General features: G+C 58.9%; 16 protein-coding genes. 10 read left to right on the forward strand and 6 right to left on the reverse strand.

From position 1 onward, the window contains the following. Positions 1-12: 12 nt before the first annotated feature. From ACR0IM_RS03905 to ACR0IM_RS03920, 4 genes are all read left to right on the forward strand, one after another. The gene (locus tag ACR0IM_RS03905; protein WP_480640569.1) at positions 13-612 is read left to right on the forward strand and encodes a nucleotidyltransferase family protein; all 600 of its coding nucleotides are present in this window, start codon (positions 13-15) and stop codon (positions 610-612) included. 753 nt (positions 613-1,365) lie between these two features. After that, positions 1,366-2,802: a Do family serine endopeptidase gene (locus ACR0IM_RS03910; RefSeq protein WP_480680879.1), complete on the forward strand. Its 1,437-nt coding sequence runs from the start codon at positions 1,366-1,368 to the stop codon at positions 2,800-2,802. 182 nt (positions 2,803-2,984) lie between these two features. Continuing rightward, positions 2,985-3,665, forward strand: a complete 681-nt coding sequence (locus tag ACR0IM_RS03915; RefSeq protein ID WP_480589799.1) for a response regulator transcription factor — start codon at positions 2,985-2,987, stop codon at positions 3,663-3,665. Next, positions 3,658-5,028 (forward strand): sensor histidine kinase, encoded by a 1,371-nt coding sequence (locus ACR0IM_RS03920; RefSeq protein ID WP_480589796.1) that lies wholly within the window; start codon positions 3,658-3,660, stop codon positions 5,026-5,028. The genes ACR0IM_RS03915 and ACR0IM_RS03920 overlap by 8 nt, the downstream gene beginning before the upstream one ends. On the opposite strand, the gene ACR0IM_RS03925 is transcribed toward ACR0IM_RS03920, so the two are convergent. The 4 genes from ACR0IM_RS03925 to ACR0IM_RS03940 are packed head-to-tail and all read right to left on the reverse strand — an operon-like array spanning position 5,025 to position 7,944. Then, on the reverse strand, positions 5,025-5,492 hold the full coding sequence (locus ACR0IM_RS03925; RefSeq protein WP_480589793.1) for a CYTH domain-containing protein: 468 nt from the start codon (positions 5,490-5,492) through the stop codon (positions 5,025-5,027). The two genes, ACR0IM_RS03920 and ACR0IM_RS03925, sit on opposite strands and share 4 nt — an antisense overlap. Continuing rightward, positions 5,489-6,244: a ParA family protein gene (locus tag ACR0IM_RS03930; RefSeq protein ID WP_480680881.1), complete on the reverse strand. Its 756-nt coding sequence runs from the start codon at positions 6,242-6,244 to the stop codon at positions 5,489-5,491. Before ACR0IM_RS03930 ends, ACR0IM_RS03925 begins: the two co-directional genes overlap by 4 nt. Positions 6,245-6,247: 3 nt before the next feature. Continuing rightward, positions 6,248-7,759, reverse strand: a complete 1,512-nt coding sequence (locus ACR0IM_RS03935) for a CHAD domain-containing protein (RefSeq protein ID WP_480680882.1) — start codon at positions 7,757-7,759, stop codon at positions 6,248-6,250. A gap of 47 nt (positions 7,760-7,806) precedes the next feature. Next, the gene (locus tag ACR0IM_RS03940) at positions 7,807-7,944 is read right to left on the reverse strand and encodes a hypothetical protein (protein WP_480680883.1); all 138 of its coding nucleotides are present in this window, start codon (positions 7,942-7,944) and stop codon (positions 7,807-7,809) included. A 119-nt stretch (positions 7,945-8,063) separates the two neighbouring features. Here ACR0IM_RS03940 and ACR0IM_RS03945 point away from each other — a divergent pair, with 119 nt between their 5' ends. Continuing rightward, the gene (locus tag ACR0IM_RS03945; protein WP_480680885.1) at positions 8,064-8,411 is read left to right on the forward strand and encodes a TfoX/Sxy family protein; all 348 of its coding nucleotides are present in this window, start codon (positions 8,064-8,066) and stop codon (positions 8,409-8,411) included. 53 nt (positions 8,412-8,464) lie between these two features. Here ACR0IM_RS03945 and ndk read toward each other — a convergent pair whose 3' ends face one another. Both ndk and ACR0IM_RS03955 read right to left on the reverse strand, forming a co-directional pair. Then, positions 8,465-8,887, reverse strand: coding sequence for a nucleoside-diphosphate kinase (gene ndk, locus ACR0IM_RS03950; protein ID WP_068334875.1), 423 nt, complete (start codon positions 8,885-8,887; stop codon positions 8,465-8,467). Positions 8,888-8,989: 102 nt separating this feature from the next. Next, positions 8,990-10,192, reverse strand: a complete 1,203-nt coding sequence (locus tag ACR0IM_RS03955; RefSeq protein WP_480589782.1) for a multidrug effflux MFS transporter — start codon at positions 10,190-10,192, stop codon at positions 8,990-8,992. A gap of 243 nt (positions 10,193-10,435) precedes the next feature. Between ACR0IM_RS03955 and ACR0IM_RS03960 the strand changes: the two genes are divergently transcribed. From ACR0IM_RS03960 to ACR0IM_RS03980, 5 genes are read left to right on the forward strand one after another with little or no spacing between them, the layout of a single operon-like run. Beyond that, positions 10,436-10,711 (forward strand): hypothetical protein, encoded by a 276-nt coding sequence (locus ACR0IM_RS03960; protein ID WP_480589779.1) that lies wholly within the window; start codon positions 10,436-10,438, stop codon positions 10,709-10,711. A gap of 59 nt (positions 10,712-10,770) precedes the next feature. Next, positions 10,771-12,624: an ABC-F family ATP-binding cassette domain-containing protein gene (locus tag ACR0IM_RS03965; protein ID WP_480680887.1), complete on the forward strand. Its 1,854-nt coding sequence runs from the start codon at positions 10,771-10,773 to the stop codon at positions 12,622-12,624. After that, on the forward strand, positions 12,621-13,244 hold the full coding sequence (locus tag ACR0IM_RS03970; protein WP_058281008.1) for a MarC family protein: 624 nt from the start codon (positions 12,621-12,623) through the stop codon (positions 13,242-13,244). The genes ACR0IM_RS03965 and ACR0IM_RS03970 overlap by 4 nt, the downstream gene beginning before the upstream one ends. Positions 13,245-13,285: 41 nt before the next feature. After that, positions 13,286-13,867 (forward strand): retropepsin-like aspartic protease family protein, encoded by a 582-nt coding sequence (locus tag ACR0IM_RS03975; protein WP_480589774.1) that lies wholly within the window; start codon positions 13,286-13,288, stop codon positions 13,865-13,867. A 59-nt stretch (positions 13,868-13,926) separates the two neighbouring features. Further along, on the forward strand, positions 13,927-14,547 hold the full coding sequence (locus ACR0IM_RS03980) for an ImuA family protein (protein ID WP_480589771.1): 621 nt from the start codon (positions 13,927-13,929) through the stop codon (positions 14,545-14,547). Positions 14,548-14,570: the final 23 nt, after the last annotated feature.

Consider the following 14,570-nt stretch of genomic DNA (forward strand, 5'->3'; position numbering starts at 1 on the left):
CATGGTGGCGGCATGACGGATATACCCATCCTCTTGCTGGCCGCCGGGCAATCCAGCCGCATGGGCGGCAAGGACAAGCTGTTGCAAATCGTGGATGGCCAACCTTTGCTGCGTCGCTCGGCACAGATCGCTCGACGCGCGGCCCCAGTGATCGTTGCACTGCCCCAGGCCCCGCATCCACGGCATGACGTGCTGGACGGGCTGGACCTGCACAGGATCGGTATCGCGGATGCCCGCGAAGGCATGAATGCCAGTCTGCGCGGAGCCCTCGCGCATGTATCAGCCAATGCGCGCGCTGCGATGGTTTTGCTGGCGGACTTGCCCGACATCACAACCGAGGATCTGGCGGCCGTTCTCGGTTCGGTTCAGTCCCACCCGAATAAACTGATCTGGCGTGGCGCGACAACTGGCGGCAAACCGGGACACCCGGTCGTGTTCGATTGCAGCCTGTTTGATCATCTCAACCGTCTGACGGGCGACGAAGGCGCGCAGTCCGTCATCCGCGCCAATGCCGACAAAGTGCATCTGCACACCCTACCCGGTCAAAACGCCCTGCTGGATCTGGACACTCCAGAAGATTGGGCAGAGTGGCGCGCAAAACGCAGCACCTGAAAGTAACACGGCCCGGTCGATATCGACCGGGCCGGTACCCAAAACAGGACTACCACTTTTCATCAATCCCGGAAACGCGGCCAACAATGCCTAATGACATCCTGGCTATTCCGCCGCCGAACCTAAACAAGACCCCCTCGTTAACATGCCGCTCAGCGTTTCCAGTGACTGTGACAAGCCTGAGGCACCCCCTAGTGCCACTGGCTCCCCCTCGCTTGGGCCCTTTCATCGTCACCGATCCGATGCGATCAAACAACGTAAAATTGGAGAGAACAGTTAATTTTGCACCCTTCAGGATGGTTTTTGCGCAACATTTCCCAGACAAAAATCAACTTAAAGATGATTATATGATTTGATTGACGTCACATCATATCTGATTAAGTGCAAACCTATTGGGAAATAATACGCATTTGCTATAAATTGTTTTAGAAAATCCGGTTCAAGTTTGAACTTTGCCACAACCCAGAGGGGAGGGTCAAATATCGAAAAAAATCTGCCGCTGCTTTGTTAACAAAAATGATTCAATTCAACTCTTTTCGCACCCAAGCGCCCAAACCGGCAACAATCCACCGATTCGTGCTCGTTGATTCGCACAAATCCTCCGATTTCTGCCTTTGATCTGGCGGCATAGAACCGTCCGTTTGTGGCAAAATTAAGATTTCTTAACATTTCGCTCAGGAAACACACAGACTGAGCGCGCATCTCCTGTTCCAACGCGCGGTCGCAACCGCGTGATGTAAACAGGAGAAAAAAATGAGCATCCGCAAATCCTCTCTTCTTTTGCCCGGGACAGCCAGTTGGATTGGCGCCAGCGCGCTGAGCGCCGCATTGCTGACAACCACCGCCCTGCCCTCGATGGCCGATGAAGCGCTTGCCGATCTGGTCGAAAACGTTTCGCCGTCGGTTGTCACTATCATCGCGGAACAAGGCGCAACGCCCGTTCCGGCGCAGGGGCAAGAGTTTGACTTTGACCAGCACCCATTTGGGGAATTCTTCAAACGCTTTGGCGCACCCGACGGCTTCAACGCCCCGCAGCGCGGGCCGGCGCAGGGGCTAGGGTCTGGATTTGTCCTGGATGAGGCTGGGTACATCGTCACCAATCACCATGTCGTCGACAATGCCGAATCCGTAACGGTACGCATGGCCGATGACCGTTCCTATGAAGCCGAAGTCATCGGCACTGACCCGCTGACCGATATCGCCGTTCTGAAGATCGACGCGGACGGGGCGCTGCAAGCCGTGCAACTGGGCGATAGCGACGTCATCCGTGTGGGAGAGGACGTTGTGGCCATCGGCAACCCGTTCGGGTTGCATTCGACGGTCACGACCGGGATCGTGTCGGCCAAAGGTCGCAATATCTCGGCTGGGCCTTACGCGGAATTCATTCAGACTGATGCGGCCATCAACAAAGGCAACTCGGGCGGTCCACTGTTCAATATGGAAGGCGAAGTGGTTGGCGTGAACTCGGCCATCTACTCCCCCACCGGTGGGTCCGTGGGCCTGGGCTTTGCAGTGACGTCGAACATCGTGGAACACATCGCCGCCGACCTGCGCGATGACGGTCAGGTCAGCCGCGGTTGGCTGGGTGTATCGATCCAGAATGTCAGCCCCGAGATCGCCGCAGCTATGGGCATCGATGCCTCGCACGGCGCACTTGTCGCAGACGTTGTTGATGGCAGCCCGGCGGATGGCGTGCTGGAACAGGGGGATGTCATCCTGACCTTCAATGACGAGGCCGTCGGTTCCAGTAGCGATCTGCCGATCCTTGTCGGCACCACCAAGGTGGGCACTGACAGCGTTCTGACCGTTCTGCGCGATGGCACTGAACAGCAGATCGAGCTGACCATCGGTCGGCATCAAAGCGCCTCGGCCGAGTTCGACAAGTCGGTGGACGAAGCTGTCTCGGGCACCGCATTGGGCGTCACCGTGGCTCCGCTGACCGACACGAACCGTGCCGAGATGGGTGTGAGCGAAAATGTCGACGGCGTGATCGTCACCGACCTCAAGCCCGACAGCCCCGCGGCCAAGGCTGGTCTGCAGCGCGGCGATGTGATCGTGAAGCTGGGAGGTCAGGAAACTGCAACTCCGGACGCGCTGAAAGCCGCGCTGGACAGCGAAAAGACCGATCCCGCGCTTGTGCTGATCAATCGCGGCGGAAACCAGATCTTCGTGGCGGTGGAAATCGCCTGATCTGACACCAGCGCGCGCCACGTGATGGGGAAATCTGGCGGGCGCCTCCCTGGCGGGTTTGAATTGTCCGCAAACCGCCGGGACTGCCGGGTGCGCATCTCCGCACCCGGCAGATTACTTAGCAAAACCATGTGCTTTGCCCGAGATTTGTGCTTAACTCCCGAAAGAAAGGAACTCGCATCATGAGCCGCCGCCTGCTGATCGTCGAGGATGACGAAGACACCCGGGAGTTCATCGCCAAGGGATTTGGCGAGGAAGGTTATGTTGTCGAGGCAGCCGAAGACGGCCGCGAGGGTCTGTACCATGCCACCGACGGCGGATTTGACGCTGTGGTTCTGGACCGAATGCTGCCGGGGCTGGACGGGCTGTCCCTGATCAAATCGATGCGCGCGGCGGGTGTGAATACACCAGTTCTGATGCTGACCGCGATGAGCGCGGTGGACGAACGCGTCAAAGGGTTGCGTGCCGGGGCCGATGACTATCTGGTCAAACCGTTTTCGTTTCAAGAGCTGCACGCCCGGATCGAGGCCCTGTTGCGCCGCCCGCAAGAGGCTGAGGAAAGCCCCACCCTAACCTGCCGCGACCTCGAGATGGATTTGTTAACCCGCAAGGTCACCCGCAACGGGCGCGAGATCACGCTGACGCCGCGCGAGTTTCAGATCCTCGAATTCTTCCTGCGCCGAAAGAACCGCGTTGTGTCACGCACCATGCTGCTGGAAGGTGTTTGGGATTACCATTTCGACCCGAATACCAACGTGGTCGACGTCCATATCTCTAAGCTACGCCGACAGCTGGACGAAGGCGGTGAGGCGCCGATGATCGAAACGGTCCGGGGCGCGGGTTACATGATGTCTGATGGATAACCTTAGGCTTTCCTTCAACAATTCACGCACACGACTCGTCCTCGCCAGCATGGTTCTCAGCACCTTGCTGACGGCCACTGTACTGGCATTGGTCTATGTCACCGCCAACCGCAGTATCGAGGTCGAGACCCGCTCGGTCGTGTCGGCAGAACTGACCGGTTTGGCGGACGAATATGAACGCCGCGGTCTGATCGGGCTGCTGACCGCGATCGAGCGGCGCATTCCTACCGCCTCGGAACGGGATGCTTTGTATCTGCTGACGGATCGGTTCGGTTCCAAACTGGCGGGCAACCTCAAACAATGGCCCGAAGGAATCACTGCGGGCAGCGGCTGGGTCGATCTTGAACTCCGCCGCGCTGACAATGACCAACTGGTGCCCATCTCGGCCGCCTCGATCCGCCTGCCCGGCGGCGAACGCCTGCTGGTCGGGCGCGACGCTTTGGCCCGGCAGCAATTTGATCGGGTACTGCTGCGGTCGGTTGGCATTGCACTGGCGATTGCGCTGGCGCTGAGCGTGCTGACCGGCTGGCTGTTCACCCGCCTGGTCTTTTCCCGCTTGTCCGATATCGCCAGCACCGCCGAGAACATCGTCTCGGGTGATCTGTCCCGCCGAATGCCACTACGTGGGACCGGTGATGAGTTCGATCAGGTGGCCGGTACGCTCAACACCATGCTGGACCGGATCGAGGAACTGGTCAGCAACCTGCGCACCACGTCGAATTCTATCGCACATGATCTGCGCTCGCCCCTATCACGGCTGAAACAACGGGTTGAGGCGCTGTCAGACCCGGGTAAAACGGATCAGGAGCGTGAGATAGATGTTGCACGGGCCAGCACCGAAATCGACCATGTGTTACACGTGCTAGGGCAATTGACCGAAATCTCACGCGCCGAGGCCGGTGTTGGTCGGGAACAGTTCGAACCGGTGGACCTGCAGCAATTGGTGGCGGATGTGGCCGAGTTATACGACCCTGTCGCCGACGACCAGAGTATCCGGCTAGAGGTCACGGGCAGCGCGGGTTCCATTCCAGGGCACCGGCCCCTGTTGTCCCAGGCCCTGTCGAACCTGCTGGAAAACGCGCTGCGTTATGCCCCGCAGAACACGACAGTCACGATCAACCTGTCCGAAGACGGCCCCTATACCAGCCTCAGCGTCCGCGACCGGGGGCCCGGCGTACCCCAAGAAGACCTGCCACGTCTGCAAATGCCATTTGTCACGCTCGACCCGGCCCGGACCGAGCGTAATGCCGGGTTGGGGCTGGCCCTGGTTGCCGCAATATCCCGAATGCATGGAGGCGCATTCGAGGCGCATAATTGCGATCCGGGACTTGAGGTGGTGATCAAGCTGGCTCGCAATCGTTAGGCAGGAACCCCTTTAGTAGCCATCGTCTTGTTTTTATATCGTTTATCCGCCGTCACGTCGGCGCCGAACCATTCGGGTGGAGTATAGGCTTCGGCCTCGGCTTGGGTCTGAAACTCAACTTCGACCAAACGCAACGGCGCCAGATCACCCAGAAACACGTCCAGTTCAAACACCCGACCATCTGGCAATTGCCCTGTGTGGCGCTCCTTTTCCACCCGGCGCCCGTCTGTCTCGGGCCAAAAGGTATCAAATTGCTCGGCCGAGATTTCAGCCTCACGCTCGACCCGCACCAAAGCGCCACCGCCTTTCAGCGTCAGAAAGTACCTATCGTTTTTCTGACGCAGACGGAGTTCAGTGGAGTCGTCAGGGGCCGTCAGATAGCCCTGACGCACAACGGCCTTTTCCGCGCCACTCAAGTCAGGCAGGTCCGCGACCAGAAACTTGCGTTCAATCTCGGTACTCATTTGGTTGAAATCACTCCGTTTTCCAGTTCACCAAACAGCGCTTGATAAGCAGCACTTGCGGCGCTGCGCCCGGCATAGATGCTGACCGGGGCGCGGTTCTGACCCATACGCTCGATATCCGCGGCAAAGGGAATCTCGGATTGCAGGAACCGCTTTTTGTACGCCTTGCGCATCTTCTCCATTGTTTCCAGATGCAGGGTTTTGCGCCGCTGCACCATTGAGAAAAACGCCTTGAGCTTTTTCTTGGGTAACTTGTGATCGTTGAAGAAACTCACCAATTGCTCGAGCGTTCGTTCAGATAGTGTCGTCGGGATGACGGGCACAAGAATCTGGTCGGCGGCCTTGAAGATGTTCTCGGACAGGGTCGAGAAGTTCGGCGGGCAATCCAGAATGATCACGTCATAATCTCTGCCCGCGGTGGCCAAGGCCTTTTTCAGCCGCGACCGCTTGTTCCGCATGCGCGAGAGGAACACATCGAAATCGCGAAACGTCAGGTTGGCGGGCAATACGTCCAGCCCATCAAAATCACTGGCCCTAATCGACTTGGTGAACCGTTCAACATCTTCGAAGAACCGTGCGTCCGTCAGCTTTTTCGACGGCTTCACCCGGAAATAGAACCCCGATGCCCCCTGAGGATCGAGATCGCATAGCAGCACGGTGTACCCCGCTTGCGCATAGGCATAGGCCAGGTTCACCGAGGTCGCGGTTTTTCCCACTCCGCCCTTGTTGCTGTAGCAGGCAATGATCTTCACTCCTCAATCCTCCTTGTGGTGAAACAGAGTTCGGAACAGTTTCTGGATGTCCGGGCTGTCGAAATGCTGGAAATTTGCGATCACACGGTCGCGTTCTGCCTTTTGGCGTTGGTCGAGAACGGCGATCAACCCACCGACGGACATGGCGAGCTGGGCGTTTACCCGACCTTGCGCGTTGCTTTGGGTCGTCACGAATTCCAGCAGCGCCTCTTGCTGGACCGAGTAGTCGTTGAACAGGCCAAGGTTATCCTGCAGCTTTTTCAATGGCTTGATAAGCGTTTTAAAATCACTTTTGTCGAACAGAGGACCAAAGAACTCCATCAGGTAGCGCAGTTTCTTGCAGTCGATCCGCAGGTCATGCACGACCTTATCCGGCGTTTCCGGGGTGATGCCGCGGGCCAGCTTGCACACCTTGCGATACCGTTTCCAGATCAGCGCACAGGCATAGCCATAAGCCCCACGATCTGCATTTGGACCGGGTTCCAACCCTTTCACATCAGCAAGCAACGCCGCCAATTCATCCATCTTTTTGCTGTATGCCGCGCTGCGAAAGCGCTGCGACAGCGCGGTCAGAGCGCGGGTCCGCTCCTTCGCGAACTGCGCGAACATGGCCTCGGCGCCTTGATGAAGGTTGGGCGGTATCAGATTGAAGTAAATTTCTTTTTCCAGAAGATAGACATCCAGATCCCGCACTCGCCCGGTCGGGGCCATCAGATCCGAGAATTCGCGTTTCAGCGCGTCGGCCTGTTCCGGTGAGAACACGCCTTTGAACAGGCTCAACACTGACCGGACCCTGCGCAGCGAGACGCGGTAGTCGTGCAGGAACTCGGTGTCGATATCGGCGATCACACCCGCCTCGTTCTGGCGCGCGACGGCCAGATAGGTCCGAATGATATCCGCTGCCACTTCGATGGAAGGCTCCTGCGTGCCTAATGGGACATCGGGCTTGGCGTCATAGGGGGTGGAGTCGGGAAACAAGTTTGAGAACACCGTGTCAAATCCAGATACCGCCATAGTCTTCAACGCCGCGCACACAGCGTGAAAGGCGCGGTCATAGCCGCGCATCGGCTGTACGTTCAGAATGGTCGCCCGCCCCTTATCCGTGGACAACGTCACGACGCTGCCCCGGACCTGCGTCTTTTGCAGGTCATCCAGCACCGCAAAACTGCCGGATTCGATCAGGCCCGAGCCTATGCTCATCAACGCGCGCAGTTTGGGGAACCCCTTCACCGCCGCTTTTACAGGGCCGTCCGGCAGGTCCTGAACGAACTTCTCCTTACCGCTGCAGGCCTGAGCCAGAACATCGCCGTCGGCTTGAAGCAATTGTAATGCGCCGTCGACCTCGATCAGCAACCGCCCTTCTGCCCGCAGCGATTGATCATGACAGTCCAAAAGGTCGAACGGGCGTGCGGCTGCAGGTGTTTCGAATTCGGGCGACAGACCTTTGAGCGCGTCGGAAAACCCCGCCAGATCGAATTTGCCCGGAACGATGAAAAACCCGCTTTTCTGCCCCATCACGAACGACCCTTTTTCGACGTATCAAGATAGTCATTCACCAGTGTCTAGATGATCTTCTGAACGCTGGTCCCCTCTTCGATTGCCCGGATCTTGAGGGCTTTCAAAGTCTTGCCATCCAACCTCAGCGAGGTGTTCTTTTTGCTTTTGTCGGATTTTCCCCCGGGTTCCTTGTTCTTCGACATGGGCAACCTTATGACAGCATGACGTCATGAAATCGCACGCCATCCCATCTGGCAAGTCCGATGTTGCTCTAACCCGGCGTCAGGTCGACATCACTGCACCACAGGGCTAGAAGTTGGGCATGTCCGATCCCGTCTCTTCGATCCGCAACCTTGGCCCCGCTTTCGAACAGGCGTGTGCCCGTGCCGGAATCCACTCGGCGCAGCAACTGCGTGAGTTGGGCCCCGATGAGGCATATGCCCGCTTGGTGCGCGCCGGAACCCGGCCGCATTTCATCGGCTATTATGTTCTGGTGATGGGGTTGCAAGGACGCCCATGGAACGATTGCAAGGGTGAGGAGAAAAAGGCCCTGCGTCAGAGGTTTGATGCGATCAAGACCAGTGTCAGCGCCACACCCGAAACCAAGATGATTTCGGATCTGGATGCGGTCGGCGTGCGGGTGTCAGTGGACGACCTCAAGCCGGTATGAAAAAGGCCGCACCCGTTGCCGGGAGCGGCCTGAAATTCAGATCTTACAGCAGATTAGCCGACCAGTTCGATGCCCGAGAAGAAGTAGGCGATCTCAACAGCTGCGGTTTCCGGAGCATCCGAGCCGTGGACCGAGTTTTCGCCAACCGATTCAGCGAACTCGGCGCGGATGGTGCCGGGGGCTGCGTCTGCGGGGTTGGTTGCGCCCATGACTTCGCGGTTCTTTGCAATGGCGCCTTCGCCTTCCAGAACCTGAACAACAACCGGAGCCGACGACATGAATTCGCACAGTTCGTCATAGAACGGACGCTCAGCGTGTACTTCGTAGAATTTGCCGGCTTGTTCTTTGGTCATGTGGATGCGCTTTTGCGCGACGATGCGCAGGCCCGCTTCTTCGAACTTGGCGTTGATTTTGCCAGTCAGGTTGCGGCGGGTTGCATCGGGTTTGATGATCGAGAATGTGCGTTCCAGTGCCATGTCGGCCTCTCCTTAACATAAGGCGCGGGATCGCGCCGAAATCCATCGCGCGCCGCCTAGCATGGTCTGTCTCATATGAAAAGCACTATGATGCGCTACGGCTCAGATCGTTTCGGGCAGTGGGTCATGGCGGTCAACCCAACGCACATACAGCACCGCCAACAGCCCGGCGAAACTGCACGCCCACATCATGCCCAGAACCAGGAACGGACCGTTTTCGGGGCTAACCCAAACACCGGTGAGCGAGGTCAGAACGGCCCCAAGTGCCACGATCATTGCGCCGGACAGGCCAGCGGCGCTGCCCGCCAGTTTGGGGCGGACTGACATCGCCCCGGCGGATGCATTGGCATTGGTCAGACCATTGCCAAAGCCGACGAAGATTGCCGAACCGAAAAACACCCAGACCGAACCCAGTTCGGCAAGGAACAGAAACAGACCACCCAGCGGTCCCGTCGATGCAATAATGCGCCCGATCAGAATCATGGTGGTTAGCCGGGTACGCACCGCGATCCGTCCGGTGATAAAGTTCCCCACCATAAAACCTCCGGTGATAATCCCAATGCCAAGCCCCAGCATCGCCGGGCTGAGATCAAACCAAGCTGCTGCCACCAAGGGCGCTCCGGTGATGAAGCTATAGAACCCGCCGATCGAAAAGGCCGCGCACAGGGCATAGCCCCAGAACCGGCGCGCGCGGAACAGGTGCGGGTACTCCCTCAGTTGCGCGGCGAAGGTCGAGGACCGGTTGTCGTTGGTCTCGCCCATATCGACCCAAAGCAATAGCAGCATTCCTGCCCCCAGCACGGAATACAGAACAAAGCCAGCGCGCCAGCCAAACACACTGTCGAGCGCACCGCCCAGCATCGGCCCCAGCATCGGGGCCAGTGCCATCGCCATGGCCACATAGCCCAGTTTGCTGGCGGCCTCGTTTGGCGAGTACATGTCGCGGATAGCGGCGCTGGACAGAACAGGCCCGGCTACCACGGCGGCCTGCATCAGGCGGAAACTCAGAAAAACCCAGATCGCGTCGGCCAGCACGCAGCCGACCGACGCGGCGACGAAGACCACCATACAGATCAGCAGAACAGGTCTGCGGCCAAACCGGTCGGACAACGGTCCCATGATCAGTTGCAGCACGGCAGACACCGCTAGGTATCCCGCCACGGACAAGTTCACCAGCGCGTAATCGACCTGAAAGTCTTCCCCCATCCGCGCCAGCGACGGCAGGAACATGTTAAGCGACAGTACTGACAACGCAGTCGCAAAAACCAGTGTTACCAGAGATGGCGGTGATTGTGCCGCGCGCATGAAGAAATCCGGCTAGAAATGCAAATCACGGCAGAGCTATCACAAGGTCCGCGTCGTGCCCATGCCAATCACTTGGCGCAAAGCCTGTAGGTGTGGGCCTCTCGGACAAGGTTAAACGCGCAATGCGCCAAAGAGATAGCGCGTAAGAATGACGCGGTTGAAAGAAATCGATTTTATTGCCTGACTTTTTCTGTCAGTTATTTTGCTGTGCGGACAGAAAGTGTTAACAAAAAGGCCACTCTGATGACACCGAAAATTGCGGCTATCGCCTGCATCCTTGCCTCAACCGCCGTAGCCGATCCGGCGCCCGTGCCGATGAACTACGAACTATTCGAAACAGCGGTTGCTCACACCGATCTGGAAACCTGCCCGTTAAACCTGTCTCAGTCGGGTGTGTTTTGCCGTGCCACGTTGCACCACGACGAAGTTCACGTCTTTGCATTCAGCGAAGAAGGTGACCAGGCTTTGGTTGGTTTTGCCTCGTACCCCTTTGAAGACGTGGCCGCAGAACTAAACTGACAGGCCATCGGCGATTCACCCCATTGACAAGCGTCAGGCCGTGCCGCAGTGCTCGGCCTATGCTACGGATCGAAGACATCACCTATGCGGTCGAGGGCCGCCCCCTGTTTGACGGCGCCAGCGCCACCATTCCCGACGGCCACAAGGTTGGTCTGGTGGGGCGGAACGGCACCGGCAAGACCACTCTGTTCCGCCTGATCCGGGGCGAGTTGGCGCTGGAATCGGGCAATATCGTTTTACCGAAACGGGCGCGGATCGGGGGCGTGGCACAAGAGGCACCCTCGTCCAACGTGTCGCTGATCAACACGGTGCTGGCGGCTGATACCGAACGCAGCTCTTTGATGGCCGAGGCCGACAGCGCCGAAGATCCCGCGCGGATTGCAGAGATTCAGACCCGTTTGGCGGATATCGACGCTTGGTCGGCTGAAGCCCGCGCGGCCTCGATTCTCAAAGGGTTGGGATTTGATGATGAGGACCAGTTGCGCCCCTGCTCCGATTTCTCAGGCGGTTGGCGGATGCGTGTCGCGCTGGCTGCGGTACTGTTCTCTCAGCCCGACCTGCTGTTGCTGGACGAGCCGACCAACTATCTGGACCTCGAAGGTGCGCTATGGCTGGAGAGTTATCTGGCCAAGTACCCGCATACGGTCATCATCATCTCTCACGACCGTGGACTGCTGAACCGTGCGGTAGGGTCGATCCTGCATCTGGAAGACCGCAAGCTGACCTACTACGCGGTGCCTTATGACAAGTTCGCCGAGCGTCGCGCCGAACGTCTGGCCCAGGCAGAATCGGAAAACGCCAAGGCCAAGGCCCGCATAGCCCATCTGCAGAGCTTTGTTGACCGTTTTCGTTACAAGGCATCCAAGGCGGTGCAGGCCCAGTCGCGACTGAAAATGATCGAACGCATCCAACTGGTTTCGACCCCGCAAGAGGCCGCCCTACGCGCGTTTTCTTTCCCCGAACCCGAGGAGCTTTCGCCGCCGATCATCCAGATCGAGGGCGGAGTGACCGGCTATGGTGAGACTGAAGTTCTGCGCCGACTGAACCTGCGCATCGACCAGGACGACCGCATCGCGCTGCTGGGGAAAAACGGTCAGGGCAAGTCAACGCTTTCCAAGCTGCTGTCCGACCGCCTGCCCCTCATGGCGGGCAAGATGACCCGCAGCAACAGGCTGCGTATCGGATATTTTGCACAGCATCAGGTCGATGAGTTGCATGTGGACGAAACACCACTGGACCATCTACGTCGGCTGCGCCCGGATGAGGCTCCGGGCAAATGGCGGTCGCGCCTTGCTGGGTTCGGGTTGAATGCTGATCAGGCGGAAACTCTGGTCGGGCGGTTGTCCGGGGGCCAGAAGGCGCGGCTGTCGCTGCTGATCGCGACCATCGATGCGCCACATATGCTGATCCTCGACGAACCGACCAACCATCTGGACATTGAAAGCCGCGAAGCGCTGGTCGAGGCGTTGACCGCCTATTCCGGCGCGGTGGTCCTGGTCAGCCACGACATGCACCTGCTGTCGCTGGTAGCAGATCGACTGTGGCTGGTCTCCGACGGCACGGTCAAACCCTTCTACGGTGACCTCGAAGCCTATCGCGCCATGCTGCTGGCCCGCGACAAACCGGTCAAAGAAAACCCTCGGGTGGAGAAACCTAAACGCGCTTCGCGCGAGACTGTTTTAGCCCTGCGCGCCGACCTGCGTAAGTGCGAGGACCGGATCGAAAAGCTATCGGACATGCACGAAAAACTCTCGGCCAAGCTGGCAGACCCTGCCCTGTACGAAGACGACAAGATCAACGATCTGGAAACCTGGAACCGTAAGTTCGCCGAGGTAGTCGAAGCGATGCAAAAGGCGGAGTCGCTTTGGGTCGCCGCCGCCGAACGCCTTGAAACCGCCGAGAATGCCGCATGATGGATCTGGCCTTTTTCATTACTGCATTTACCACCTTGTTCGTGGTGATCGACCCCTTTGGCACCACCCCGATTTTCGTGGCGCTGACGCAGGGTATGGATTCGCGCGCGCGGCGCAAGGTGGCGTTGCGCACCTGTGCCGTGGCTTCGGGAATCCTGATCGCTTTTGCGGCCTTTGGCGAGGCAGTGTTGGGCTTTGTCGGCATCTCGATGGAGGCATTCAAAGTCGCCGGCGGAGCGCTGCTGTTTCTGACCGCGCTCGACATGCTGTTCGAACGCCGCACCAAACGCCGCGAAGACCGTGTCGAAGAGGAAGAAGAACACCCCGACCCATCTGTGTTCCCTCTGGCCATTCCGCTTGTCGCCGGCCCGGGATCGATTGCGACCATCATTCTTCTGGCCGGTCAACATCCGGGCATTCTGGGCATCTTTGAAGCTATTCTGGTGATGCTTGCAGTGATGGCCGTGGTTCTGACGTTCTTCCTGTCCGGTGGCCTGATTGCACGTATTCTGGGCAAAACCGGCCTGAACGTGTTGACCCGGTTGCTGGGCATGCTACTGGCGGCGCTGTCGGTTCAGTTCATATTGGATGGCCTGAAGGCCTTTGGTTTTGCGTCTTAAATCCCCATATACCTAAGAGTGAATTCAGTTAGGGTAACGGTATGGATGGCGACAGCATTGGGCGTTTGGTGTATCTGGTCGTGCTTGGCGCGGCGGTGGTGTTTTGGTTTGTCTCGCAGAACCGCCAGTCGCTGAACAAAACCATGCAGCAGGCTATGGCTTGGGTGTTCATCTTCGTCGGTGCAATCGCCGTTGTCGGCTTGTGGGAGGACATCCGCTCGACCGTTGCCCCTGCCCCGCAGATGACCGTCACCGGCGAAACCATCGAAGTTCCGCGTGCCTATGACGGACATTATTATCTGCCTGTTGTCGTGAACGGAGAGCCAATCAACTTCCTTGTCGATACCGGTGCAAGCCAGATTGTGTTCAGCGAAAAGGACGCCCGGCGTATCGGCGTTGACCCCGACCAGCTGAATTACCTTGGTCGCGCTTCGACTGCGAACGGAGAGGTGCGCACCGCGCCCATCCGGCTGGACAGTCTTGAACTTGGCCCGATCACCGATCATGGCGTTGCGGCCTGGGTCAATGAAGGCGATTTGCGTCAGTCTCTGCTTGGCATGGACTACCTACATCGGTTCTCGAACATCCAATTCACGGATGGCCGCATGATTCTGTCCCGGTAACGGGTTCATGGCAGCATTCCCAGATTGAGAACAAAATGAGAACATGCTAGGCTGGCGGCATGTCTACAAATCTTCTTGGCCGCAAGCCCGCGCGTGAAGCGCCGGGGCTGGCCCTACACTCGCAGATCACCCTGCAACTGGGCCGCGTGCACGAGGCCTGCGGCCCCGCCCGGCGCAGCTTTGCCATGTGGTTAGCGGGCCAAGCACAAGGGCCGGTGCTGTGGATTTCCCCCGCGTGGGAGCCCGGCCAACTGAACCCCGATGGGATGATGCCCTTTGCCGATCCTGCCCGGTTTATCTTCGTCCGTCCCACCCGTGCCGAGGATCTGCTGTGGTGCATGGAAGAGGCGCTGCGCAGCGGAGCGATCCCGCTCATCATCGGCGACCTGCCCGGCGCGCCGGGGCTGACGCCGGTGCGGCGAATGCATCTGGCCGCCGAACAGGGTGGCGCGATGGGGCGGGCTCCACTGGGCCTGCTACTGACACCCGGCGATGGCGGCGCGCAAGGGGTCGAGACTCGCTGGCACATGGCGGCGAACCATCAGGGAGAGGCCCGCCGCTGGACCCTGACCCGCCGCCGCGCCCGCGCCCTGCCCCCGGTTAGCTGGCAGGCCACCCAGACCAAACCGCGCGCCGGGCTGAACCTGACCCGGATCGAAACGCAAGATGTATTGGGGTGACACCTCACCGGGATCACAAAACA

This window comes from Ruegeria sp. BF6 (genome assembly GCF_056538665.1).